Genomic DNA, 23,326 nt, shown 5'->3' with positions numbered 1-23,326 from the left:
CCTGCGGAGCCGTTGTCGTCGACCCCCACCGATGCAGGACAGCTTATGGCGTTTCGGCTGAGTTAGTAGCATTAGATGTCCATATGCGCATAATGCGCTAATGTCGCCGCCTCTTGTCACTCACTGTCTTTGCCTGAAGACTGAACGCGTATTCGGGGCGACGCTCTAATGGGATTATCGAGTCTCCTCCTGCGCGATGTCTCTAGTCGTTTGGGTACTGGGTCGCATCGCACGCCGCAGGTCCACGGACCGGAAAAATGTCGTCGCTCTCTGATATCTTTTGAAGCCGTGCGGTGGATCGCGCATTATCTTCCCTTAGGACGCCTTCCGGATATATTGGCAGGGAATGCAATGGTCATTTAAATTCGGTGGGGGAAGGATTTGGCGGAGGTCCGGCTCCTGGGGGCACTCGAGGCGTGGCACGGAGCGACCCGGCTTCCGTTGGGCACACCGAAACAGCAGGTCGTGCTGGCGATGCTCGCCCTACACGGCGGGCGGGTCGTCACGATCGATTCGCTCGTCGACGAGTTGTGGCCGGAACTGCCGCCGCGTTCCGCCGTGGCGAACCTGCGAACCTACGCCGGCAATCTGCGGCGGGCGCTCGAAAGGCACGGCGGCCCGACCATCGTCCGGCTCTCCGGCGGTTACCGGTTCGACCTGACCGACGAGCAGGTGGACGTGTCCCGCTTCGAGCGGCTGGTCGACGCCGCCGCGACGGCCTGGTCACGCGGTGCCGTCGAGAGCGCCGACGCGCTGCTCGCGCAGGCCGAGCGGCTGTGGCGGGGGCCTCTGGTGGCCGGGCTGCCGGTGGGCCCGCTCCTCGCCGCACGCCGGGCGGCTCTCGACGAGCAACACCTCTCCGCGGTCGAGCTCCGGGCCAGGCTGGAGCTTCAGCTCGGCCGGACCAGGTCCGCGATCGCCGCCCTCACCGACCACGTGGTGACCCATCCCTACCGGGAGCAGGCGCACGCCCTGCTCGCCCGCGCCCGCTACGAGGACGGTGATCCCGCCGGCGCGCTCGCCGCGATCCGCCGGGCGGAAGCCGTGCTGGCCGACCAGCTCGGCATCGAGTTGAGCAGCGAGTTGCGCACGCTCCACCGGGCCCTGCTCGACGGCGAGCCGATCGCGTCGGTGACGCCCCGCCATGAGGGGGAACTCGACGCGCCGGCCGGGCGGGTCGGACATGCGGCGGCGAACCGGACGGCCGGCAACCACCTGCCCCGGATGGCCGGCGACTTCGTGGGCCGGCGGGAACTCGCCGAGCGCCTGCTGACGGAGATCGCCGCCGCCGACGGGCGTACCTCACCGGTCCGGGTGATCGACGGGATGGCCGGCAGCGGCAAGACCGCCTTCGCCGTCCACCTGGCGTACCGGCTCGCCGGCCGCCACCCCGACGCGCAGCTCTTCATCGACCTGCGCGGGCACGCCGAAGGTGTCCCGGTGGATCCGGCGGACGCACTGACCGCGTTGCTGCGGCAGCTCGGGGTACCGGCCGGCCGGATCCCCACCGACCACGACTCGCGGGCCGAGTTGTGGCAGCGCGAGCTGCGGGGATGCCGCGCCGTCATCGTGCTGGACAACGCGGCGGGTGGAGAGCAGGTGCGACCGCTCCTGCCCGCCGCACCCGGATCGGTGGTGCTCGTGACCAGCCGGCGGCGGCTGTCGACCGGCGACCTCGGACCGCCGGTGCCGCTCCCCGTGCTAACCCCCGCCGAGGCGGTCCAGCTGCTGGCCCGGACCGCCGGGGAGGAGCGGGTCGGCAAGGAGCCGGAGGCGGCTGCCGAGGTGGTCCGGCGCTGCGGTCACCTGCCGCTGGCCATCCGGCTTGCCGGCGGGCGTCTCGCGCACCGACCCGCCTGGCGGGTCGCCGACCTGGCCGGCCGCCTGAGCGCCGGTGGCACGGTGCTCCGGCAACTCGCGGTCGAGCAGCAGACCGTCGCCAGCGCCTTCACCGCCTCGTACGAACCGTTGGCCGAGCCGGTCAAGCGACTGTTCCGGCTGGTCAGTGTCCACCCCGGCGACCGGTTCGACGCCCCGATGGCCGCCGCCCTCGCCGACCTGCCGCTGGACCGCACCGAGTGGATGCTGGACGACCTCCTCGACCAGCACCTGATCGAGGAGGTGGCCCCCGGTCGTTACCGGCTGCACGACCTGATGCGCCAGTACTCCGCCGAGCTGTCCCGCGAGCCGGCCGAGCGCCGCGACCGGGACGAGGCGGCCGGGCGACTTCTCGACCACGTGCTGCACGAGGTGGCCGAACGCACGCAGTCGCTGGACCCGCTGGCGCTGCGCCGGCACCTCCGCCTGGACCCGCCGCGCCGGCCCGACCTGCTGGGCCGCTGCGAGCCGCCGGACGTCGAGTGGCTGGAGCAGGAACGGTCCGACCTCGTGGCCCTGGTCCGCTTCGCCGAGCGGGCGGCGCTCGACGGGTACGGGTGGCGACTGGCCCGCGCCCTGTGGCGGTTCTACTACATCCGCGGCTACTTCGACGACATCCTGGTCACCCATCGCGCCGGGCTGTCCGCCGCGGAGCGGAGCGGCGACCGGGCAGCGCAGGCGGTCATGCACAACTATCTGGCCTCCGCCTACACGCGCACCGGTAGCTACCTGGACTCACTGCGCCACCTCGAGGCGGCGGTGTCCATCTCCCGCGACCTCGGCGACCACGCCAACGAACACCGTTACCGGGCGAACCTGGGCGTCGTCCACTGGCTGACCGGGGACCCGGCGCGGTCGGTCAGCCTGAATCGGGAACTCCTCCGGCCGAGTGGCACGGTGGTCGATCCGATGCTGTCCCTGCCCAACCTCGGCTTCGCCCTGACGACGCTGGGCCGGTACGCCGAGGCGATCGAGGCGCATCGCCAGCACCTGTTCCTGGGCCGCTGCCGGGGCAGCGGATACGACATCTCGAACGCCCTCGGTCACATCGCCTCGGTGGAGACCGACTCGGCCACCACGTCAAGGCGGTCCGGCTCATCACGGCGTCCCTCCGGCTCCGGGACCGCACCGGGCACCGGTTCGGTGAGGCGGAGGCGCGCAACGACCTGGGGATCGCGTACCGGCACCTGGGCCGGCTCGACGCCGCGCGGGAGCAGCACGAGCTGGCCCTCGACCTCGCGCGGGACTCGGGGGAGCGCCACGTGCAGGCCGCCATCCTGAACGATCTCGGCCACACGCTGGCCGGTTCGGGACGCACCGACGCGGCGGTCGCGAGCCATCGGCACGCTCTCGCGCTGGCCACCCGCATCGCCCACCCGTACGAGCAGGGTCGCGCCCTGGCCGCCCTGGCCGACCACCTCGGCGAGGACGAGCGGGAGGAGGCGCTCCGGTACCGGCTACGCGCCCTGGCGATCTTCCGTCGGATCGGTGCCCCCGAGCGGGTCGAGCTGGAACGACGCCTGACCGGAGGGGCGCCAGGTCCGGTCTGAACCGGCTTATCGATTTCTTATCGCCTCCGCCGCTAGCGTCGCCCCATGTCGGCCAACGGGGGCGGTCCACATCACGGGGGACCCGGTCGACGAGGCCCCCGCCGTCGAATTCCCCCCAGCGAATCGACGGCGGGCAGGTGCGGGAGGGGCGACCTGCCGGGCCGATCGGCACCAGCCACGGCGCCCCTCCCCACCGACGGCCCGAGGCGCGCGCCCGGTCGTACCGGCCGGATAGGCTCGCGGCCGTGACCGAACCCGTGCAGCTCACCCACGTCGACCCGGCCGGCGCGGCCCGGATGGTCGACGTCTCCGCCAAGCCGGTCTCCGGCCGGCTCGCGGTCGCCGCCGGCCGACTCCGCACCACCGCCGAGGTGGTTGAGTTGCTGCGCCGCGACGGCCTGCCCAAGGGAGACGCGCTGGCGGTCGGCCGGCTCGCCGGGATCATGGGGGCCAAGCGCACCCCCGACCTGATCCCGCTCTGCCACCCGATCGCCCTGCACGGCGTCACCGTCGACCTGCGCCTCACCGACGACAGCGTCGAGATCACCGCCACGGCGCGGACCGCCGACCGGACCGGGGTCGAGATGGAGGCGCTCACCGCGGTGGCCGTCGCCGGGCTCGCCCTGGTCGACATGGTGAAGGCGGTCGACCCGGCCGCCTCGGTGGACGCGGTCCGGGTGCTGCGCAAGGAGGGCGGCAAGACCGGCGAGTGGGTCCGGCCGGAGGACCGGCCGTGATCCGGGCCCGGGTGATCGTCGCCTCCAACCGGGCCGCCGCCGGGGTCTACGCGGACACCAGCGGCCCGCTGCTCGTCGCCGGCCTGCGGGAGCTGGGCTGCGAGGCCGACGAGCCGGTGGTGGTGCCCGACGGCGAGCCGGTCGGCGCGGCGCTGCGGGCGGCCCGCGACGAGGGCGTCGACGTGGTGCTGACCAGCGGCGGCACGGGCGTCACCCCGACCGACCGCACCCCCGAGGTGACCCGCCCGCTGCTCGATTACGAGATCCCCGGCATCGCCGAGGCGATCCGCGCGCACAGCCGCGCCGCGGTGCCGACGGCCGCCCTGTCCCGCGGCCTGGCCGGGGTGGCCGGCCGGATGCTGGTGGTCAACCTGCCCGGGTCGCGGGGCGGGGCCAAGGACGGGCTGGCCGTGCTCGGCCCGATCCTGCGGCACACCGTCGACCAGCTCCGCGGCGGCGACCACTGACGACGCGCCCTGGGCCCGTCGACCGCCGGGCCGGGGATAGGCTCGGCCGATGAGCACGGAAACCGCAGCCGCCGCGGCCGAGGTCGCCGCGCCGCCGCCGGCCGGGTGGGAGGAGGCCCGCTCCCGGGTGTACGCGGTGGGTCTCTCCGCCGCGCTCCCCGCGGTCAGCCGGCCGCTCGCCGACGCCGACGGGCACACCCTGGCCGAGCCGCTGACTCCGCGGACCGACCTGCCGGCCTTCCCGACCTCCAGCGTGGACGGCTGGGCGGTGCGCGGGGACGGCCCGTGGCAGGTGATCGGCCGGGTCCTCGCCGGGCACACCCCGCCCCCGCTGGAGGCCGACGGCAGCACCGTGGAGATCGCCACGGGCGCGATGGTCCCGGCGGGCGCGACCGCGATTCTGCGGATCGAGGAGTCGACCCGGACCGCCGACGGCCGGGTGGCCGGCACGCCCCGATCGGCGCCGGAGTGGCGGGAGCCGGGCGAGGAGGCGTACGCCGGGGAGGAGCTGCTGCCGGCCGGCACGCCGGTCGACCCGGCGGTGATCGGCCTGGCCGCCTCCTGCGGGCACGACACGCTGCGGGTCCGCCGCCGGCCCCGGGCCGCGCTGCTGGTCTTCGGTGACGAACTCCTGACGTCGGGCCCGCCGGGGGCCGGCCAGGTTCGGGACGCGCTCGGCCCGGCGGTGCCCGCCTGGCTGCGCCGGTACGGCTGCCAGGTGCGCCCCGCCGACGTCGTCGGCCCGGTGGCCGACACCCTCCCGGCCCACGTGGCCGCGCTGCGCGCCGCGCTCGCCGACGCCGACCTGGTCTGCACCACCGGCGGCACCATGCACGGCCCGGTCGACCACCTGCACCCGACGCTGGAGGCGCTCGGCGCCGACTACGTGGTGAACACGGTGGCGGTGCGGCCGGGCTTCCCGATGCTGCTGGCCCGGCTGGTCGACGGCGACGGCCGGGTGCGCTTCGTGGCCGGCCTGCCGGGCAACCCGCAGTCCGCCGTCGTCGCGCTGGTGTCGCTGGTCGCGCCGCTGCTCGCCGGCCTCCAGGGCCGGCCGATGCCGGTGCTTCCGCAGGTCACCCTGGCCGAGCCGGTTGCGGGGCGGGGCGACCACACCCACCTCGCCCTGGTGCGGTGGGACCGGGCGGCCGGCACCGGGCACCCGGTCCGCCACGTCGGCTCGGCGATGCTGCGTGGACTGGCCGGCGCGGACGGCTTCGCGGTGATCCGGCCGGGCACGAGCGGCGCGGCCGGCGACCGGGTGCCGCTCGTACCGCTGCCGCTCACCCCCGGGGAGCGGTCCTGGTGAGCGCGAGGAGTGAGCCGGTGTCGCGAGGCCCCGCGGTCGGGAACGGGGAAGGCATGGTGAGCCTGGTTCTTGGCGCGGTGAGCGACCGGCCGCTGGACCTGGCCGCGCACGAAGCGGCGGTCGCCGACCGGCGGGCCGGCGCGGTGGTCTCGTTCCAGGGCGTGGTCCGCGACCACGACCACGGCCGCACCGTCACCCTGCTGGAGTACGAGGGCCACCCGACCGCCGAGGCCGTGCTGCGCGAGGTGGCGGCCGAGATCGCCGCCGACCCCGAGGTGTACGCGGTGGCCGTGTCGCACCGGATCGGCCCGCTGGAGATCGGCGACGTGGCCCTGGTGGCGGCGGTCAGCACCGCGCATCGGGCGGCGGCCTTCACGGCCTGCGCGCGGCTGGTCGACGAGGTGAAGGCGCGGCTGCCGATCTGGAAGCGGCAGGTGTTCGCCGACGGCACCGAGGAGTGGGTGAACTGCCCCTGACGGTCAGCGCCGGGCGGCGAGCCGGGCCGTCCGGGCGAGCCGGTCGTGGTAGAACGCCGGCTCGGCGCCGGGGCGCCAGGGCAGCGCCGCGACCAGCACGATGAGGGCGATCGCCAGGGAGTTCTCCATCAGCGCGCCGAACAGGCCGTCCTGGTAGTGGGACACCTCGGGAAGCTGGTGCTCGTACGGCCAGATCGGCGAGATCAGGAAGAGCAGGTAGAGGCCCAGCGCGCCGACCCCGTGCCGGAGCCCGGTCAGGGTCGGGTACCAGATCGGCGGGCGTAGCGGCGGCACCCCGGTGGCCGGGGGCGGGCCGGTGAACCGGGCCGGCAGGCCGCGGCTCGCCTCGTGGCGGCGTACCGCGGCGTCGGCCAGCACGATGATCGCCGGGATGACCCAGACCAGGTGGTGCGACCAGGAGATCGGGCTGATCACGTTGGCGGTGAGCCCGACCAGGGTGAACGCGGTCAACTCGTCGCCGTCGGCGCGGGCACTGGCCGCCCGGGACAGCCCCAGCGCCAGCATCAGCACCGAGAAGGCCAGCCAGAGCAGGCCGGGCGTCTCGATCGAGTCGTAGAGCCGGGCCAGCAGGCCGGCGAGCGACTGGTTGGCGGTCATGTCCGCCGCGCCGACCCGTTCGGTCTGCCAGAGCACGGAGGTGAAGTAGGTCCGCGACTCCGTGCCGACCAGCCCGAACGTCGCGATGGTCACGCCGATGGTGGTGCCGACCGCGGTCAGCGCGGCCCGCCACTGCCGGGTGATCACCAGATATCCCACGAACAGCGCCGGGGTGAGCTTGACCGCGGTGGCCAGCCCGATGCCGACCCCCGCCCAGGTGCCACTGTAGAAGAACCGGGCCAGCGCCGAGTCGGCGGTCTCGTAGTGGGTGCCGCGCCTGGCCCGCCAGCGCAGGCCGACCAGGTCCGCCATGATCAGCACGAAGAGCAGCAGGTTGACCTGGCCGTAGCCGAGGGTCTCCCGGGACGGCTCGATGGCCACGGCCAGCGGGGTGGCGATGCCGACGGTGAACCAGAGCGACCAGCCCAGCCGGTCGACGATCGGGCGCAGCAGCGCGGCCAGCACGACGGCGAGCGCGGCGATGCTGGCCAGCGCGTTGAGCCAGCCGGCGGCGTCGACCGGCAGCCAGGACATCGGCAGCATGGCCAGAGCGGCGAAGGGTGGGTAGGTGAAGCCCAGGGTGGTCGAGGGAGCGATGAAGCTGTACAGCTCGTTGCCGCTCGCCCACCACACCACGGCACCGTGGTAGATCTTCATGTCGAAGAAGTTGTACGGCCGTCCGAAGGCGCCGATGGCGAGCCATGCGGCGTAGGCGACGGCGGCCACGATGCCGGTCCGTACGACGGTCCTGCGATCGATCCCACGCGTCACGCGGTGGATAGGAGCGAGGCGGTCCGTCCGTCTACCGACTGTCGTCGGCATGGCGTGGCCACCCCCGTACCAAGGTCGTCCTGCCCGTCCAGGTCCAGCACGGAGCCTAGAACGGCGCCTCACGTTGCTGCCTCCCGCGTTATGCGACCGTGTCCGATCCCACACGTGTTTTTGACATTTCCACCGCGTTAACGGGTGTCGGACGGTTCAGGTGATTGGTGGCCTTGCGGGGGGTGGTGGCCGTATTGATGCAGGTCAGCCGGGAATTCGGCGGGCGGTGGCCGCCGAGCGTACGGCGATCTTCGCCTCGCGGCGGGCGGTCCGGACCGCGCGCTTCACCGAGCGGCGCGAATGGTTGATCCGGTGACCGGTGCGCCAGCGCAACCCCGGCTTGCCCTCGGTGTCGGCGGCGGCGAGGAGGAGACCACCGAAGAGCCCGAGGTTCTTCAGGAAGTGGATCTGGTTGTTGTTCCGCGCCGCCGGGTCGTCGTTGCTCCAGAAGGGATGACCGGCGGCGGTGGTCGGCACCAGGGTGGCGGCGAGGACGAGCGCGGCCGGGCGGGTGAACTTGCCGGTCGCCAGCATCAGCCCGCCGATGAGCTGGGTGGCCGAGTTGGCCCGGACCAGCGTCGCGGTGTCGGTGGGGATGCGGGGGTTCAGGTTCTGGATCAGCGGCGTGACCTTGTCGGTGATCGGCTGCGCGGCCGGGACCAGTCGTCCCGGGTTCCGCAGATTGCGGGCGCCACTGACCACGAAGATGCCGCTCAACATGACGCGGGCGAGGGAGCGCACGGGCTTCATGGCTCAGTCATACCCCGTCGCGGCCCCCGCCACCCCTGCAACACTCGAAAGGGATCGGCCGACGTGGACGTCCGCGCGGTACCGATTTCAGCGACCGTCGCTGATGGACGGGCTCGGGGCGGTAAGGTCGCGCGGGTGACGACCCTGCGACTCCGACCCGAGGACCCGGCGGACGAGGCGCCGGTCGCCCGGGTGCTGGCCGCCGCGTTCGCCCGCCCCGACGTGGCCGTCCCGCCCGAGGTGGGGCTGGTCGAGGACCTGCGGCGCAGCGACGCCTGGATCCCGGAGCTGGCCATGGTCGCCGAGTACGGCGGTGAGGTGGTGGGCTACGCACTGCTCACCCGGGTGCAGGTGCGCACCGACGGCGGCACCTGGCCGGCGCTGGCGCTCGGCCCGGTGGCGGTCGCCCCGCACCGGCAGCGGATCGGGCACGGTGCGGCTGCGGTGCAGGCCGCCCTCGACGCCGCGACCGAGCTGGGCGAGCGGCTCGTGGTGGTGCTGGGCGACCCGGCGTACTACCGCCGGTTCGGGTTCGGCCGGGCCGACCGGCTGGGCCTGACCAGCCCGTGGTCCGGGTTGGGGGAGCCCTGGCAGGCGCTGGTGCTGCCGCCGTCCACCACGGACGAGCCGCCGCCCCCGGCCGGCGAGGTGGTCTTCCCGCCGCCCTGGTCGAAGGTCTGACCGCGGTCAGGCCGGCTGGGTGCGTAGGTAGCGGCCGAAGTGCGGGACGGTGAAGGCGACCGTCCCCCGCTCGCCGGAATAGATCAGCCCCTTCTTGATCAGGGCGTCCCGGGCCGGCGACAGGCTGGCCGGCTTGCGGCCGAGCGCCCGGGCGATCTCCGCGGTGGGCACCGCCGCATCCATGTCGTCGCGGCCGCCCTCCTCCCCGTCCACCAGCGCGAGTGTCGCCATGGCGCGCATGTACTCGCGCTCGGCCGGGGTGGCCCGCTCGAACCGCGAGCCGAAGAAGCCCACCGCCAGCTCCGCCTCCGCCTCGGGTGCGGCGACCCGGACGTCCGCGGCGGTGATCGGCGAGCGGGGGGCGTGGTCCCAGGTGGCCTTCCCGTACGCCTGGACGAAGTACGGATAGCCGCCGGACTTCTCGTAGAGCAGGTCGAGGGCCTTCTGCTCGTACTCGACCTCCTCCCGCTCGGCCGGCGCGCAGAGCGCCTGGTCGGCGGCGATCCGGTCGAGCCGGTCGATCCGCTGGTAGCGGAAGAGCCGCTCGGAGTACGACTTCGCGGCGCTCAGCACGGCCGGCAGGTGCGGCAGCCCGGCGCCCACCACGATCAGCGGCGCGCCGAGCTGGGACAGCTCGTGGCAGGCGGCGCAGAGCGCCGAGACGTCCTCCGGGCCGAGGTCCTGCATCTCGTCGATGAAGACGGCGACGCCGGTGCCCACGTCGGTGGCCACCGCGGCGGCGTCGGTGAGCAGCTCGACCAGGTCGATCTCGATGTCGCCGGAGTCGGCCCGGCCGCTGCTGGCCGGCACGTCGATGCCGGGCTGCCAGCGGTCGCGCAGCTTCGGGGCGGCCCCGCCGCGCCCGGCCGGTGCGGCGCGCTGGGCGAACGCCTTGAGCACCCCGAGGAAGGCGTCGATCCGGTCGGGGGCGCGGTGCCGGGGAGCCAGCTCGCGGACCGCCATGTGCAGCGCGGCGGCGACCGGCCGACGCAGCGACTGGTCCGGCCGGGCCTCGATCTTGCCGGTGCCCCAGAGGTGGTTGATGGCCTGCGAGCGCAGGGTGTTGAGCAGGACGGTCTTGCCGACGCCGCGCAGCCCGGTGAGCATCAGGCTGCGTTCCGGCCGGCCGCGGGCGATCCGCTCCAGCACCACGTCGAAGACGTCCAGCTCCCGCCCCCGCCCGGCGAGTTCGGGCGGGCGCTGACCGGCGCCCGGTGCGTACGGGTTGCGGACCGGATCCACGAATCGCACAGTATCGGGCCGTCTAGCGGCGAGGCTAGACATGCATAGATGCGACTACCGCGTGTCGGAGCCGTCGAGACAAAACTAGGGCTGTCTAGCCTGGACGCTAGACAGCCCTAGTTTTGCCTACCGTGTCACCGTCGCTTGAGGCAGAGCACGAAGTCGAGGGTGTCGAGCTGGCTGTCGAAGAAGTACCAGTCGGTGTAGCCCTCGACCTTGGCGCACTTCGACTCGGCGTCCTTCTTGCCGCTGGTCGACCCGTCGACGCGGCGCAGCACCTGGTAGGTCTTCGCGGCGCACTCGGTGATCACCAGCTTCGGCTGGGCCGAACCGCCCTCGTTGGCGACGCACTGGCCGGCCTTCACGAAACGCGGGTCGGTCGAGGAGGCCGGGGCCGGCGGGGTGGTCGGTGCCTCGGCCGGCTCGCTCGCCGCCCCGGTCGGGTCGGCGGCCGGCGCGGAGGAGGACGCCGTCCCGCCCTTGTCGCCCTCGTCGTCCCGGCCCAGCACCCAGTACGCCCCGGCGCCGCCGAGCAGCAGCACGGCCAGCACGACCAGCACCACGAGCAGTGGGCCCTTGCCGCGCTTGGGCGGCGTCGGCTCGGCGTACGGCGGCTGCCCGCCGTAGCCGGGGTCGGCCGGGTAGCCCTGGTAGGGCGGGGCGGCGGGCGGCGGTCCGGCGTTCCAGGCGGGGCTGGACTCGTAGCGCTGGGTCGACTGGTCGTAGCGCTGGGCGGGCGGCCCGTAGTGCTGGGTGGGTTGGTCGTAGTGCTGGGCGGGCTGGTCGTAGGGCTGCGCGGGTGGCTCGCCCCAGCCGCCCGGCTGCCCGCCGTAGCCCGGGTCGTAGCGCGGATCGGCCGGCGGGGCGTAGCCGTCGTCGGGGCGCCGTCCACCCCACGGCTCGGGGGAGCCGCCGCCCGGTGGTCCGAAGTTCGACATGAACGCCCTCCTGCGTACGCCAGTGCTGAGAGGCCGGCCACCAATGGGGGACGCCGACGCCGTGGTCACCGTAGCGTGGTCCACCGATGAGCTCACGCCCCACGAGTGCGACGCCCGCCGTCGACCACACCGCCGCCCCGGTCCGTTCCGCCCTGATCTGGACCGCGCTGGTCCTTGTCTACGTGCTCTGGGGCTCGACCTACCTGGGCATCCGGGTCGCGGTCGAGTCCCTGCCGCCGCTCACCTCCGCCGCGATGCGGTTCGCCGCCGCCGCGGTGGTGCTCGCCGTGGTGCTGCGGCTGCGCCGCGGGCCGGGGGCGCTCCGCGTCGACCGCCGGCAGCTCGGCTCGGCCGCGCTGGTCGGGGCGCTGCTGCTGGCCGGTGGCAACGGCCTCGTGGTGCTCGCCGAGTCCGGCCCGGAGGGCACCGCCCTGCCCTCCGGCATCGCCGCGCTGCTGGTGGCCACCGTCCCGCTCCTGGTGGTGCTGCTGCGGACGGTCGGCGGTGACCGCCCTCGGCAGTGGACCTTCGCCGGGGTGGCACTGGGCTTCGTCGGTCTCGTGCTGCTCGTGCTGCCGCTCGGCGGGTCGGGAAGCGTGCCGCTGGCCGGGGCGCTGACGGTCGTCGCGGGGGCGGTCAGCTGGTCCGTCGGTTCCTACCTCTCCGGGCGGATCCGGATGCCGGACGACCCGTTCGTGGCGACCGTCTACGAGATGGTCGCCGGCGCGGCGGCGCTCGCCGTGATCGCCACCGTCCGGGGCGAGCTGCACGGCTTCTCCCCCGCCGAGGTGACCGGCCGCTCCTGGGCGGCGCTCGCCTACCTGATGGTGGCGGGCTCGCTGGTCGCCTTCACCGCGTACGTCTGGCTGCTGGCCCACGCCCCGATCTCCCTGGTCTCGACCTACGCCTACGTGAACCCGGCGGTCGCCGTGGCGCTCGGCGCGCTGCTCGTCGCCGAGCCGGTGACCGCACAGGTGCTGCTCGGCGGCGCGGTGATCGTGGCTGGTGTGGCGGTGGTGGTGAGCACCGAGCGTCCGCGCCGGTCGGCGGCACGACCGGTCGACGGGGCGCTGCCGGAGCCGGCCCGCCGGTAACGTTCCGGCCCGTGTCGGCCGGGCTGGTTGCGGGTGTCGCGCTCCTCGGCGCGCTGGCCGGCCGCGCCGCCGTCCCGCTCGCCCGTCGCTTCATCGGGCCGCCCGCACCGCCCCGGGCGCTGGACTCCTCGGGCGTGCTGCCGCCGCCGAGGCCCGGCGAGGTCGCGGCCGTGGCGGCCACCTGCGTCGATCGAGCGGCCCTGCGGCACGGCGTGCCGCTGGTCGGTGCGGTGCTGTTCGCCGGGCTCGCCGCACGCGGCGCCGACTCGACACTTCCCGCCCTCCTGCTGGTCGCGGCGGTCGGGCTGGTTCTCGCGCTGGTGGACCTCATCTGCCTGCGGCTGCCCGACCCGCTGGTCGGCGCGGCGGCGCTCGGCGGCGGGCTCGGCCTGGTCGGGGCGGCGCTGGTCACCGGCACGCCGGGCCGGCTGCCGGCCGCCCTGGCCGGCGCGGCCGTCTCCTTCGCCGGCTACGTGCTGCTCGCCGTGCTCCCCCGCTCGCGGGTCGGCTTCGGCGACGTCAAGCTCGCCGCCGCGCTCGGCCTGCCGCTCGGCTGGCTCGGCTGGCCGGCCCTGGGCCTCGGGCTGCTCCTCCCGCACGTGCTGAACGGGGTCGTCGTCCTCGCCCTGCTCGCCGCCGGCCGGGTACGCCGCGACACCGCCGTCCCGTTCGGCCCGGCGATCCTGGCCGGCGCCTGGCTCGCCGTCCTGCTCGCCTGACCGTCCCGATCCGGGTGCCGCCGCCGGTCGCGAGCTCAGATGAGGCGTAGCTGGCGGTCCTTGGGGCGGCGGGGTTCGGCGTCGCCGAAGCGCTCGAACAGGCCCGGGTCGATCACGTCGAGGAACGGGGACGGCCGGCACTCACGCTCCGAGCCGTGCCGGGTACGTCGGGCGGCGTGGCTCACGTACAGCCGGTCCTGTGCCCGGGTCAGCCCGACGAAGAAGAGCCGCCGCTCCTCGGCCACCGCGTCGTCGTCCGGCTCCTGCCCGGGCCAGCGCAGCGGCAGCAGCCCGTCCTCGGCCCCGACCAGGAAGACCACCGGGAACTCCAGCCCCTTGGCCGCGTGCAGGGTGAGCAGGGTGACCGCCTCGGCGCGCGGGTCGAGGGCGTCCACCTCCGCCCCGGTGGCGAGCTGGGCGAGGAACAGCCCGAGGTCGTCGCCGCAGCGCCGGGCGAGCGGGGTGAGCATGTCGACCGCCGTACGGACGTCCTCGGGGCGTACCGCGCCGGAGCCGTCGAGCGTCGGCACGGCGAAGCGCTCCGCCAGGATCTGGCCGGCCAGCCGTACCCTGGCGGCCAGCGAACCGTCCAGCCCGGCGTGCCGCAGCTCGCGGGCGATGGCGGTCACGCCCGGGCGGTCGCGCAGCCGGTCGTGCGAGCGCTTCTGCACCGGGATGTTCGCCCGGGCCAGCGCGTCCACCAGGGGCGCGGCCTGCGAGTCGGTGCGGTAGAGCACCGCGATGTCGGAGAAGGACAGCGAGGTGGCCCGCCCGTCGATCCGGCCCGAGTCGAGCGAGCGGTGGGAGAGGCCGCCGACCAGGTCGTCGATGGTGCGTACCAGGAAATCGGCCTCGTCCGCGACGGAGGTCGCGGCGTAGCGACCGACCAGCGGGGCCTCCGGGTCGAGCCGGGCCGGGTCGAGGCGGCGGCCGCGGACCAGCGACGACGGCGCGATGGCCTGCACCGCGGCCGCGAGGATCGGCGCCGATGACCGGTAGTTGCGGTTCAGCCGGACCAGCCGGGCGTCGGTGAAGTCCTGGGAGAAGCGGAGGAAGTAGCCGACGTCCGCGCCTCGGAACGAGTAGATCGCCTGATCGGGGTCGCCGATCGCGCAGAGGTTGCCGTCGGCCGGGCTGAGCAGCCGGAGCAGCTCGTACTGGACGGCGTCGACGTCCTGGTACTCGTCGACGAAGATCCACTTCCAGCGTTCGCGGTACTCCTTGACCAGCTTCCGGTCGGCCTTCAGCAGCGCCACCGGCAGGGTGAGCAGCTCGTCCAGGTCGACCAGGTCGCGCTTGCGCAGCAGCGCGGTGTACCGCTCGTCGTCGTCGCCGGCCTCCGCGCGGGCGGCCGCCCGGTCGGCGTCGTCGGCGATCCGGAAGTCCGCCGGCAGCCCGACCGCCCCGGCGTGCTCCCGCAGGATGGCGAGGCCCAGCGAGTGGAAGGTGCCGACGGTGACGTCCTCGGCCACCGGGCCGAGCAGCCCGTCCAGCCGGTGCCGCAGCTCCTCGGCGGCCCGCCGGGTGAAGGTGATCGCCAGGCACTGCTCCGGGAAGACGTTCAGCTCCGCGCAGAGGTAGGCGATCCGGTGGGTCAGCGTGCGGGTCTTGCCGGTGCCCGGTCCCGCCACGATGAGCAGCGGGCCGCCCGGCGCGGAGGCGGCCACCCGCTGCATCGCGTCGAGCCGGTCCAGCAGCCCGGTGCCGACCTCCTCCATGCCGGCGAGCATCGGTTCGAACGGCTCGTGCGGGGAGGGCGCCGGCGCGATCGGTGGCGGGGGCGGCGGGGCCGGCTTGCGCTTCGGCTCCGCCTTGGCCGCCGCCGGGCGCCGGACCTTGGGCTTCGGCGCCGGCTCCGCGGGCTTCCGCTGCGCGGGCACGGGTACGTCGAAGAGGGTGTCCTGACCGGTGCCACCCCGCGACGAGCCCAGCTCGGCCGGGTCGAAGAGGGTGATCACGCCGTACTCGCCGTCGTAGCCGGGGATCCGGCGCACCTCACCGCGGCGCAGCCGGCCGATGCCCTCGGCGAGCAGCTCACCGCCGACCCGGCCGATCTCGTCCAGCGGGGTACGGGTCAGGATGTCCAGCTCCGGACCGAGCGCCGCGATCAGGTCGTGGAGCTTCCCCTCGACCTTCTTCGAGCGGGCGCCCACCCGGTTCAGCTCGCCGAGGATCTCGGCCAACGGCACCAGGTGGGTCACCTCCCGGGCGTACGCCGGCCGGTGCCCCTCGGGCCGGTCGGCCAGCTCCTCCACCCGGCTCAGCACGCCCACCGTCAGCGGCTTGCCGCACTCCGGGCAGCGCCCGCCGGCCTCCCGGGTGCGCTCCGGGGACCAGTTCACCCCGCAGAGCCGGTGCCCATCGGCGTGGTACTTGCCCTCCTCGGGGAAGAACTCGATGGTGCCCGCCAGCCCGTTGCCGGTGCGCAGCGCCTCACGCATGGCGAAGTAGTCGCGGGCCGAGTCGAGGACGGTGGCCTCCCGGGCCAGCGCCGGCGGCGAGTGCGCGTCCGAGTTCGACACCAGTTGGTAGCGGTCCAGGCTGCCGACCCGCCAGTTCATCCCGGGGTCGGAGGAGAGGCCGGTCTCCACGGCGAAGATGTGCTCGGCCAGGTCGGCGTAGCAGTCGGCGATCGCGTCGAAGCCGGACTTCGAGCCGAGCGCGGAGAACCAGGGCGTCCAGATGTGCGCCGGCACCAGGTAGCCGTCCGGGCTGGCCTCCAGGGTGATCTCCAGCAGGTCGCGGGAGTCCAGCCCGAGGATCGGCCGGCCGTCCGAGCCCAGGTTGCCGATCCGCCCCAGCGCGGCGTTGAACCGGGCCACCGAATCCAGGTCCGGAAGGTAGATGAGGTGGTGCACCTTCCGGGTCCGGTCGTCGCGCTTGTAGATCGTGGAGATCTCCACGCTGAGCATGAACCGAACCTGGTCCGCCTCCGCCTCGCTCGCCAGCCGGGGCGGCAGCCGCCGGGCGATGTCGCGCTCCGCCTCGGGGCTCAGCCGGTAGAGGCCGGGCTCCGCCGGGTGCAGGGTCTCGCGCAGGTGGTCGTACCAGGCGGGGTGGGTGAAGTCGCCGGTGCCGAGCACGCCGATGCCCTTGCGTCGGGCCCACCAGCCGAGGTTCGGCAGGGTCAGGTCACGGCTGCACGCGCGCGAGTATTTCGAGTGGATGTGCAGATCCGCGACGAACGGCGGGAGGCCACCGGGGGGTACGGCGCTGAACGGAGGCACGCCGCATCCTGTCACGCCCGGTCCCCCGGCCGCCCGCCGCCACGCGTACGGGTGACCTGAGCAATGCGGTGCTGGACCGGACGGCCGGGACGCGCTATGGGGCGCGCAACTCGACCAGGGTCACCTGCGGCGGCGCCCCGACCCGGACCGGCGGGCCCCAGAAGCCGGCGCCGTTGGTCACGTAGACCTTGGTGCCGTCCACCTCGCCCAGGCCGGAGACCACCGGCTGCTGGAGCTTCACCAGCAGGTTGAACGGCGCCATCTGACCGCCGTGGGTGTGCCCGGAGAGCTGGAGGTCGACGCCGAACTTCGCCGCCTCGTGCGCGGCCACCGGCTGGTGGGCCAGCAGCACCACGGGGCGGCTCGGGTCGCGGTCGCCGAGGGCGGCGGCGTAGTCGGCGGGGGCGGCCAGCCCGGTGCCGGTGGCGGTGACGTCGTTGACCCCGGCCAGGTCCAGCACGCCGCCCCGGGCCCGGATCTCCTGGCGCTCGTTCTGGAGCACCCGCAGGCCGAGCCGGTCCACCTCGCGCACCCACTCCTCCACACCGGAGTAGTACTCGTGGTTGCCGGTGACGAAGAAGCTGCCGTACCGGGAGCGCAGGTCGCGCAGCGGCTCCGCGGCCCGGCCCAGCTCGGCCACCGAGCCGTCGACCAGGTCGCCGACGACCGCCACCAGGTCGGCGTCGAGCCGGTTGATCATCGCGACGATCCGCTCGGTGTGCGCCCGGCCGCGCAGCGGCCCGAGGTGGATGTCCGAGACGGTGGCGATGCGCAGGCCGTCCATGCTGCGGGCGAGCTTGGCCAGCGGGATCTGCACCCGGTCCAGTCGGGGCGCTCCCATCGCGGTGCGTACCCCGTACCCGGTGACGCCGGCGGCGGTGAGCCCGGCGAAGATCGCGGCCCCCCGCGCGAGCAGCAACCGGCGGGACGGGTCGTGGTCCGGCGGGTCACCGGCGGGCCGGCCGTCAGCCGCCTGGGGAGGGCCGGCCGGACCCGCGGCTGGCGGCTCCCCGGCGGACTCCGTCGACGGCTCGGCCAGCGCGACGGGCGACGCGGACGCCGGACCGGCCGGCGCCGGTTCCGCGACGCCGGCGGCCGGGATGCCCGCCCGGCCGGGGCCGGCACCGCCCGCCGGCACCGGCGACGGCACGGCAGCCGCGCCGGTCGCGGCCCGCTCGCGGCGGCGCAGGACCAGCTTCGCCACCGCCATGGGCACTTCGAGCACCAGCAGCAGCACGAGCAGGTAGAACATCAGGGCCAGCCAGAGGTAGCCCGGCCAGGCCAGCCAGTCCGAGCCGCTGCGGGTGCCCACCATGGTGGCCGGCACCAGCAGCGCCAGGAGCAGCGCGACCACCCCACCGGCCTTCCGCCAGCGGCCCGGGCGGGTGGTGTCGCGGACCAGCCGCTTCCACAGGTAGAGGTGGATCAGGGCGGTGACGAGCACAGCGAAGCCCACAAACATCGCCATCGCCAACACGGGAGCCTCCCTCAGCCGCCCGCGAAGGGGGGCAGCACGTCGACCGTCGCCCCGGCCGGCAGCGGCGCCTGACGATCATGGCAGGCCATGCCGTCGACCAGGAAGCTCGCGGCCTTCAGCACCACGGCCAGGCGCTCGCCGTGCCGCTCGGTCAGCTCGTCGAGGAGTTCGTCGAGCGAGCGGCCGGCGGCCGCGGTCTCCTCGGCGCGGCCGGCCGCGGCACGCGCGCCGGCGAAGTAGCGGACGGTGAGCTGCACCGGTCAGCCTCCGATCGCCGACATCGGGCGGGCGGGTTGCAGGAAGGTGGGGTCGTCGATGCCGTGCCCGGCCCGCTTGCCCCACGTCGCGGCCCGCCAGCGCCGGGCCAGCTCCTCGTCGTCCGCCCCGGCGCGCAGCGCGGCTCGCAGGTCGGACTCCTCGGTGGCGAAGAGGCAGTTGCGGACCTGACCGTCGGCGGTGAGCCGGGTCCGGTCGCAGTCGCCGCAGAACGGCCGGGTCACGCTGGCGATCACCCCGACCCGCGCCGGGCCGCCGTCCACCAGCCAGGTCTCGGCCGGGGCCGCGCCCCGCTCGCCCGGGTCGGCGGTCAAGGCGAACTCGGCGCGCAGGGCGGCGAGGATCTCGTCGGCGGTGACCATGGTCGACCGGTCCCAGCCGTGCTGGGCGTCCAGCGGCATCTGCTCGATGAACCGCAGCTCGTAGCCGTGGGCCAGGGCGAACCGGAGCAGCGCGGGCGCCTCGTCGTCGTTGACCCCGCGCATCAGCACGGTGTTGATCTTCACCGGGGTCAGCCCCGCGGCCGCCGCGCCGGCCAGCCCGGCCAGCACATCGGCGTGCCGGTCCCGCCGGGTCAGCGTGGCGAACCGCGCGCGGTCCAGCGTGTCCAGCGAGACGTTGACCCGGTCGAGCCCGGCGGCGCGCAGGGTGGGCGCGAGACGGTCCAGGCCGATGCCGTTGGTGGTCAGCGAGATGCGCGGGCGGGGCGCCAACGCGGCCACCGCCGCCACGATGCGGGCCAGGCCCGGCCGGATCAGCGGCTCGCCGCCGGTGAAGCGGACCTCGGTGACGCCGAGCCGGTGCACCGCCACCCGGATCAGCCGGACGATCTCGTCGTCGTCGAGCAGCTGCGGCCCGGCCAGCCAGGGCAGCCCTTCAGCCGGCATGCAGTAGGTGCAGCGCAGGTTGCACTTGTCGGTCAGCGAGACCCGGAGGTCCCGGGCGACCCGGCCGTACCGGTCGACGAGGACCCCGTCGGTCGTTGTCGGGGCGGCGGTCACCCGTCGACCGTAGCGCGTCCGGCGCCGCGCAGCGCGGCGCGGGCGGCGGAGTCCACCGCCGCCCGGTACGCCGCCCCGAACAGCGCGGTGTGCACCAGCAGCAGGTGGAGCTGGTGCAGCGGCACCCGCTCCCGCCAGCCGTCGGCCAGCGGCCACGCCTCCCGGTAGGCGGCCGTGATCCGGTCGAGGTGCGCCGGGCCGCCGAAGAGGGCGAGCTGGGCCAGGTCGGTCTCCCGGTGGCCGCCGTGCGCGGCCGGGTCGACCAGCCAGACCCGGTCGTCGACGCCCCAGAGCAGGTTGCCGGGCCAGAGGTCGCCGTGGACCCGGGCCGGCGGCTCGTCGCCGCCGAACTCGGCGATCCGGTCGAGCAGCTCCTCGACCGGGCCGGCCTCCGCGGCGGTGAGCGCGCCGTTGTCGACCGACGTCCGCAGGTACGGCAGCAGCCGCCGCTGGGCGAACCACTCCGACCACGGGCCCGGGTCGGGGGTGTTGTCCTGCGGCAGGGTGCCGATGAACCCGGGCCACTCGCCGCCGAAGGTGGGGGCCCCGGCCCGGTGCAGCCCGGCCAGCTCGCGGCCGAACAGCTCGGCCGCCTCCGGCGTCGGCTCGCCGGTCTCGACCCAGTCGAGCGCTAGCAGCTCCGGCAGGGCCACGATCACCTCCGGTACGGCGACCGTGCCGGCCTCGCGCAACCAGCGCAGCCCGGCCGCCTCGGCGGCGAAGAAGCCCTCGGGCGCGGCCCTGTCGGCGCGCTCCGGCCAGGTCTTGGCGAAGACCGAGTGCCCGTCGTCGAGGGTGAGCCGGGACGCGGCGCAGCTGTCCCCGCCGGAGACCGGCGTCTCCCGGATCCGCTGGTGGGTCAGGAAGGTCGGCAGGTGCTCCGGGTGTGCCCGCAGGTACGCCAGGTCCATGAGCGCAAGGTAGCCGGTCCGCGGGACCGGCGCGGGCCATGCACGACTCCGGCGGGTGCCGTTCCTCGCCGACCTGGCCCGATACTCTCCGTATCTGTGGACAACCCGCGTGTCGTCCACAGGGCCTGTCGCACCGGCACCGGCCCGCCGCACGCTCCCGGCATGAACTCCACCGAGCGCCCCCGCCTCGCCGTCCGCTCGCCCGCCGACCTCGTCGCCGCCGTGCCGTACCTGCTCGGGTTCCATCCCGCCGACAGCGTCGTGGTGGTGGCGGTGCGCGGCCGGCGGGTCGTCTTCGCCGCCCGCGGTGACCTGCCCGGGCCGGGCACCGACCCGCGCCCGGCCGCCCGGCATCTGGCCGGGGTGGTGGCCCGGCAGGGCACCGACGCCGCCACCGTGATCGGCTACGGTCCGGCCACCCGGGTCACCGGCGCGGTGGACGCGGTCGGCGAGGCGCTGGACGAGGCCGGACTGCTCGTCCTCGACGCGCTCCGGGTGACCGAGGGGCGCTGGTGGTCCTACCTCTGCGCCGAGCCGGCCTGCTGCCCGCCCGAGGGCACCCCCTACGACGCGGCGGCCAGCGAGGTCAGCGCGGCGGCCGTCTTCGCCGGTCAGGTCGCCCTGCCCGACCGGGCCGCGCTGGCCGCGCAGGTGTCCCCGCTCGGTGGGCCGGTCCGGGTGGCCATGCGCCGGGCCACCGCCCGCGCCCGCCGCCGCCTTGCCGGCCTGGCCGGGGAGGCGAGCGGCCTGGCCGCAGAGGCGAGCGGCCCGGTCGGGGAGGCAGCCGACCTGGCCGGGGAGGCGACCGCCGGGGAGAGGACCGGACCGGCCGGGGAGGCGGCCGGGACGGGCCGTTCGGTCCGCTCGGCAGGGGCGGGGGCGGTGCGCACCGCGTTCCGCCGGCACCGGCGCGGTGAGCGGCTCGGCGACGACGAGGTGGCCTGGCTGACCGTGCTCCTCACCCACCTCCCGGTACGCGACCAGGCCTGGTCCCGCACCGACGGGCGGGACGCCGACATCAGCCTCTGGAACGACGTGCTGCGTCGGGCCGAGCCGGAGCTGATCGCCGCCCCGGGCAGCCTGCTGGCCTTCGCCGCCTGGCGGGCGGGCCACGGCGCGCTGGCCTCCGTGGCCCTGGAACGGGTGCTCGCCGCCCACCCCGGCTACTCACTCGCCGTGCTCCTCGACGACGCGCTCCGCCGTGGGCTGTCCCCGTCCGAGCTGGACGGCTGGCCGGCGACCGCCGGCCCGGCGGTGCTGCGTCGCCGCCGGCGCCGGCCCCGCCGGTGACCGGGTCAGCCGGGCACGCGTTGCGCGCCGGTGTAGACGTTCATGGTCCCGCCGCGCAGGAATCCGACCAGCGTCATCCCGGCCTCCTCGGCCAGGTCGGCGGCGAGTGTGCTGGGCGCGGAGACCGCGGCGAGCAGCGGCACGCCGGCCATCCACGCCTTCTGGGTCAGTTCGAAACTGGCCCGGCCGGAGACCAGCAGCACGTGCCCGGCCAGCGGCAGCCGGCGTTCCCGGACGGCCCAGCCGACCACCTTGTCCACCGCGTTGTGCCGGCCGACGTCCTCGCGCAGCACGACCAGCTCGCCGGCGGCGGTGAAGAGCCCGGCCGCGTGCAGGCCGCCGGTGCGGTCGAAGGCGCGCTGTGCCGCCCGTAGCCGGTCGGGCAGCCCGGCGAGCAGTTCGGCGGTCACCGCCAGCGGGTCCTCGCGTACGGCGAACTGCGAGCGGGTCCGGACGGAATCGATGCTCGCCTTGCCGCAGACTCCGCACGAGCTGGTGGTGTAGAAGTTGCGGGCCGGGTCGGTGACGGGCTCCGGCACGCCGGGGGCCAGCACCACGTCCACCACGTTGTAGGTGTTCGGGGTCTCCGCCCCGGCGCAGAGCTGCGCGGTGTGCACGTCGTCGGCCGACCGGATCAGCCCCTCGGTGAGCAGGAAGCCGATCGCCAGGTCCAGGTCGTCACCGGGGGTGCGCATGGTCACCGCGAGCGGCCTGCGACGGCCCGGCCCCGCCGGGCCGACCCGGATCTCCATCGGCTCCTCCACCGCCAGGGTGTCCTGCCGGCGTATCCGCGCCCGCCCGTCGGCCGCCGCGTCGAGGTCGATCCGGAGCACGCCGCGCCGGTCAGTCGCCCGTCCCATGCCGCCATCCTGCCCCGCGCCCCCGGGCACCCGCACGGCGACGTCCCCGCGGTTACGGTGGCCCGGTGACGGCGTACGCGGCGGTGGTGCTCTCGGGCGGCGCGGCCCGCCGGATGGGCGGGGTGGACAAGCCGGCCCGCCCGGTCGGCGGCCGGCCGATGCTGCACCGGGTGCTGGCGGCGGTGGCCGACGCGGGCACGCGGATCGTGGTCGGGCCGACCGGCCCGGTGCCCGCGGGGATCCGGGTGACCCGCGAGGAACCGCCCGGCGGCGGCCCGGTGGCCGCGACCGCGGCCGGGCTGGCCCTGCTCGATCCCGGCACGACCACGGTTGCCCTGCTCGCGGCCGACCTGCCGCTGCTCACCCCGGCGGCGGTGGCCGAGCTGCGGGCCGCCCTCGACGGCTCGGCCGCCGGGATGGCCTGCTACGTCGACGGCGACGGCCGGCGGCAGCAGCTCTGCGCGGTGTGGCGGGTGAGCGCGCTGCGGGCCGATCTCGACCGGCTCGCCGCCGAGCGCGGCGGCACGGTCGACGGGGCGCCGGTGCGCGCGCTGCTGGCCGGCACGACGGTGCGGGAGGTGTCGTGGTCCGGCTCCGGGCCGCCGCCCTGGTTCGACTGCGACACTGACGAGGACGTACGCCGGGCCGAGGAGTGGACGCGATGACGGTGATGGACGACTGGGTCACGGCGGCCTGCGCCGAGCTGGGGCTGGACCCGGCCGAGGTGTCGGTGCCGACCGTGCTCGACCTGGCCAAGGACGTGGCGCACCAGGTGCTGCGGCCGGGGGCGCCGGTCACCGCGTACCTCCTGGGGGTGGCCGTGGGGCGCGGCGCGGACCCGGCCGCGGCGGCCGCCCGGCTCAGCGCGCTGGCCGGCAGTTGGCCGGTGGAGCTGGACGGGACGGCCCCCGCCGACTAGCGCCTGCGGGCCCGCTGTCCGATCCCGGTCGGGGTGATTCGACCCCCACCGTCCGTGGGTAGGGTGGCGAGGACGGACGGAGGC

At 75.0% G+C, this 23,326-nt stretch carries 21 protein-coding genes and 1 pseudogene; 12 read left to right on the top strand and 10 right to left on the bottom strand.

Annotation, left to right across the window (positions count from 1 at the left end; genetic code table 11):
* Nucleotides 1-474: 474 nt before the first annotated feature.
* The 6 genes and pseudogenes from AB0F68_RS00840 to AB0F68_RS00815 form a co-directional block, all read left to right on the top strand.
* A pseudogene (locus AB0F68_RS00840) lies at nucleotides 475-2,700 on the top strand (BTAD domain-containing putative transcriptional regulator); the annotation flags it as partial.
* A gap of 8 nt (nucleotides 2,701-2,708) precedes the next feature.
* Nucleotides 2,709-3,428, top strand: coding sequence for a tetratricopeptide repeat protein (locus tag AB0F68_RS00835; RefSeq protein WP_357332853.1), 720 nt, complete (start codon nucleotides 2,709-2,711; stop codon nucleotides 3,426-3,428).
* A 245-nt stretch (nucleotides 3,429-3,673) separates the two neighbouring features.
* Nucleotides 3,674-4,165, top strand: a complete 492-nt coding sequence (moaC, locus tag AB0F68_RS00830; RefSeq protein ID WP_357331772.1) for a cyclic pyranopterin monophosphate synthase MoaC — start codon at nucleotides 3,674-3,676, stop codon at nucleotides 4,163-4,165.
* Nucleotides 4,162-4,632 carry a MogA/MoaB family molybdenum cofactor biosynthesis protein gene (locus AB0F68_RS00825; protein ID WP_357331770.1) on the top strand — a complete coding sequence of 157 codons (471 nt, stop codon included), beginning with the start codon at nucleotides 4,162-4,164 and terminating at the stop codon, nucleotides 4,630-4,632. Before moaC ends, AB0F68_RS00825 begins: the two co-directional genes overlap by 4 nt.
* A gap of 49 nt (nucleotides 4,633-4,681) precedes the next feature.
* Nucleotides 4,682-5,941, top strand: coding sequence for a molybdopterin molybdotransferase MoeA (locus AB0F68_RS00820; RefSeq protein WP_357331768.1), 1,260 nt, complete (start codon nucleotides 4,682-4,684; stop codon nucleotides 5,939-5,941).
* Nucleotides 5,942-5,997: 56 nt separating this feature from the next.
* The gene (locus AB0F68_RS00815) at nucleotides 5,998-6,417 is read left to right on the top strand and encodes a molybdenum cofactor biosynthesis protein MoaE (RefSeq protein WP_357331766.1); all 420 of its coding nucleotides are present in this window, start codon (nucleotides 5,998-6,000) and stop codon (nucleotides 6,415-6,417) included.
* Between the two features lie 3 nt (nucleotides 6,418-6,420).
* On the opposite strand, the gene AB0F68_RS00810 is transcribed toward AB0F68_RS00815, so the two are convergent.
* On the bottom strand, nucleotides 6,421-7,857 hold the full coding sequence (locus AB0F68_RS00810; RefSeq protein WP_357331764.1) for a glycosyltransferase 87 family protein: 1,437 nt from the start codon (nucleotides 7,855-7,857) through the stop codon (nucleotides 6,421-6,423).
* 204 nt (nucleotides 7,858-8,061) lie between these two features.
* Nucleotides 8,062-8,607: a DoxX family protein gene (locus tag AB0F68_RS00805; protein WP_357331762.1), complete on the bottom strand. Its 546-nt coding sequence runs from the start codon at nucleotides 8,605-8,607 to the stop codon at nucleotides 8,062-8,064.
* A 135-nt stretch (nucleotides 8,608-8,742) separates the two neighbouring features.
* Here AB0F68_RS00805 and AB0F68_RS00800 point away from each other — a divergent pair, with 135 nt between their 5' ends.
* The gene (locus AB0F68_RS00800) at nucleotides 8,743-9,288 is read left to right on the top strand and encodes an N-acetyltransferase (RefSeq protein WP_357331760.1); all 546 of its coding nucleotides are present in this window, start codon (nucleotides 8,743-8,745) and stop codon (nucleotides 9,286-9,288) included.
* A 6-nt stretch (nucleotides 9,289-9,294) separates the two neighbouring features.
* Here AB0F68_RS00800 and AB0F68_RS00795 read toward each other — a convergent pair whose 3' ends face one another.
* Both AB0F68_RS00795 and AB0F68_RS00790 read right to left on the bottom strand, forming a co-directional pair.
* On the bottom strand, nucleotides 9,295-10,530 hold the full coding sequence (locus AB0F68_RS00795; protein ID WP_357331758.1) for an ATP-binding protein: 1,236 nt from the start codon (nucleotides 10,528-10,530) through the stop codon (nucleotides 9,295-9,297).
* A gap of 134 nt (nucleotides 10,531-10,664) precedes the next feature.
* Complete coding sequence (locus AB0F68_RS00790; RefSeq protein WP_357331756.1) at nucleotides 10,665-11,468, bottom strand: flagellar basal body protein FliL; 804 nt, start codon at nucleotides 11,466-11,468, stop codon at nucleotides 10,665-10,667.
* A gap of 86 nt (nucleotides 11,469-11,554) precedes the next feature.
* Here AB0F68_RS00790 and AB0F68_RS00785 point away from each other — a divergent pair, with 86 nt between their 5' ends.
* Nucleotides 11,555-12,562: an EamA family transporter gene (locus AB0F68_RS00785; RefSeq protein WP_357331754.1), complete on the top strand. Its 1,008-nt coding sequence runs from the start codon at nucleotides 11,555-11,557 to the stop codon at nucleotides 12,560-12,562.
* Nucleotides 12,563-12,573: 11 nt separating this feature from the next.
* Nucleotides 12,574-13,281 (top strand): A24 family peptidase, encoded by a 708-nt coding sequence (locus tag AB0F68_RS00780; protein WP_357331752.1) that lies wholly within the window; start codon nucleotides 12,574-12,576, stop codon nucleotides 13,279-13,281.
* A 35-nt stretch (nucleotides 13,282-13,316) separates the two neighbouring features.
* Here the strand turns inward: AB0F68_RS00780 and AB0F68_RS00775 are convergent, their stop codons facing one another.
* From AB0F68_RS00775 to AB0F68_RS00755, 5 genes are all read right to left on the bottom strand, one after another.
* Nucleotides 13,317-16,508, bottom strand: coding sequence for a UvrD-helicase domain-containing protein (locus AB0F68_RS00775; RefSeq protein WP_357331750.1), 3,192 nt, complete (start codon nucleotides 16,506-16,508; stop codon nucleotides 13,317-13,319).
* 94 nt (nucleotides 16,509-16,602) lie between these two features.
* Nucleotides 16,603-17,976, bottom strand: coding sequence for a metallophosphoesterase (locus AB0F68_RS00770; RefSeq protein ID WP_357331748.1), 1,374 nt, complete (start codon nucleotides 17,974-17,976; stop codon nucleotides 16,603-16,605).
* 20 nt (nucleotides 17,977-17,996) lie between these two features.
* Nucleotides 17,997-18,242, bottom strand: a complete 246-nt coding sequence (locus AB0F68_RS00765) for a MoaD/ThiS family protein (protein WP_357331746.1) — start codon at nucleotides 18,240-18,242, stop codon at nucleotides 17,997-17,999.
* 3 nt (nucleotides 18,243-18,245) lie between these two features.
* Nucleotides 18,246-19,262 (bottom strand): GTP 3',8-cyclase MoaA, encoded by a 1,017-nt coding sequence (gene moaA / locus AB0F68_RS00760; RefSeq protein ID WP_357331744.1) that lies wholly within the window; start codon nucleotides 19,260-19,262, stop codon nucleotides 18,246-18,248.
* A complete protein-coding gene (locus AB0F68_RS00755) occupies nucleotides 19,259-20,173 on the bottom strand; it encodes a fructosamine kinase family protein (protein ID WP_357331742.1) in 915 nt (304 codons plus the stop codon). The genes moaA and AB0F68_RS00755 overlap by 4 nt, the downstream gene beginning before the upstream one ends.
* A gap of 162 nt (nucleotides 20,174-20,335) precedes the next feature.
* Here AB0F68_RS00755 and AB0F68_RS00750 point away from each other — a divergent pair, with 162 nt between their 5' ends.
* The gene (locus AB0F68_RS00750; protein WP_357331740.1) at nucleotides 20,336-21,463 is read left to right on the top strand and encodes a DUF4192 domain-containing protein; all 1,128 of its coding nucleotides are present in this window, start codon (nucleotides 20,336-20,338) and stop codon (nucleotides 21,461-21,463) included.
* A gap of 5 nt (nucleotides 21,464-21,468) precedes the next feature.
* On the opposite strand, the gene fdhD is transcribed toward AB0F68_RS00750, so the two are convergent.
* Nucleotides 21,469-22,323 carry a formate dehydrogenase accessory sulfurtransferase FdhD gene (fdhD, locus tag AB0F68_RS00745; protein WP_357331738.1) on the bottom strand — a complete coding sequence of 285 codons (855 nt, stop codon included), beginning with the start codon at nucleotides 22,321-22,323 and terminating at the stop codon, nucleotides 21,469-21,471.
* A 65-nt stretch (nucleotides 22,324-22,388) separates the two neighbouring features.
* Here fdhD and AB0F68_RS00740 point away from each other — a divergent pair, with 65 nt between their 5' ends.
* Both AB0F68_RS00740 and AB0F68_RS00735 read left to right on the top strand, forming a co-directional pair.
* Nucleotides 22,389-22,988: an NTP transferase domain-containing protein gene (locus tag AB0F68_RS00740; protein ID WP_357331736.1), complete on the top strand. Its 600-nt coding sequence runs from the start codon at nucleotides 22,389-22,391 to the stop codon at nucleotides 22,986-22,988.
* The gene (locus AB0F68_RS00735; RefSeq protein WP_357331734.1) at nucleotides 22,985-23,242 is read left to right on the top strand and encodes a DUF6457 domain-containing protein; all 258 of its coding nucleotides are present in this window, start codon (nucleotides 22,985-22,987) and stop codon (nucleotides 23,240-23,242) included. Before AB0F68_RS00740 ends, AB0F68_RS00735 begins: the two co-directional genes overlap by 4 nt.
* Nucleotides 23,243-23,326 lie beyond the last annotated feature (84 nt).

Origin of the sequence: Micromonospora sp. NPDC023966 (assembly GCF_040639095.1) — a bacterium.
GTDB lineage: Bacteria > Actinomycetota > Actinomycetes > Mycobacteriales > Micromonosporaceae > Micromonospora.
The sequence above is the reverse complement of the archived record's forward strand: the minus strand, read 5'-3'. Positions and strand labels throughout refer to the sequence as shown.

What these genes read in the sequence shown, in the direction of transcription:
- AB0F68_RS00810 (WP_357331764.1), bottom strand. Translation starts at nt 7,857, where the DNA reads ATGCCGACGACAGTCGGTAGACGGACGGACCGCCTCGCTCCTATCCAC.
- AB0F68_RS00785 (WP_357331754.1), top strand. Translation starts at nt 11,555, where the DNA reads ATGAGCTCACGCCCCACGAGTGCGACGCCCGCCGTCGACCACACCGCC.
- AB0F68_RS00755 (WP_357331742.1), bottom strand. Translation starts at nt 20,173, where the DNA reads ATGGACCTGGCGTACCTGCGGGCACACCCGGAGCACCTGCCGACCTTC.
- AB0F68_RS00820 (WP_357331768.1), top strand. Translation starts at nt 4,682, where the DNA reads ATGAGCACGGAAACCGCAGCCGCCGCGGCCGAGGTCGCCGCGCCGCCG.
- AB0F68_RS00750 (WP_357331740.1), top strand. Translation starts at nt 20,336, where the DNA reads ATGAACTCCACCGAGCGCCCCCGCCTCGCCGTCCGCTCGCCCGCCGAC.
- fdhD (WP_357331738.1), bottom strand. Translation starts at nt 22,323, where the DNA reads ATGGGACGGGCGACTGACCGGCGCGGCGTGCTCCGGATCGACCTCGAC.
- AB0F68_RS00770 (WP_357331748.1), bottom strand. Translation starts at nt 17,976, where the DNA reads ATGGCGATGTTTGTGGGCTTCGCTGTGCTCGTCACCGCCCTGATCCAC.
- AB0F68_RS00735 (WP_357331734.1), top strand. Translation starts at nt 22,985, where the DNA reads ATGACGGTGATGGACGACTGGGTCACGGCGGCCTGCGCCGAGCTGGGG.
- AB0F68_RS00790 (WP_357331756.1), bottom strand. Translation starts at nt 11,468, where the DNA reads ATGTCGAACTTCGGACCACCGGGCGGCGGCTCCCCCGAGCCGTGGGGT.
- AB0F68_RS00805 (WP_357331762.1), bottom strand. Translation starts at nt 8,607, where the DNA reads ATGAAGCCCGTGCGCTCCCTCGCCCGCGTCATGTTGAGCGGCATCTTC.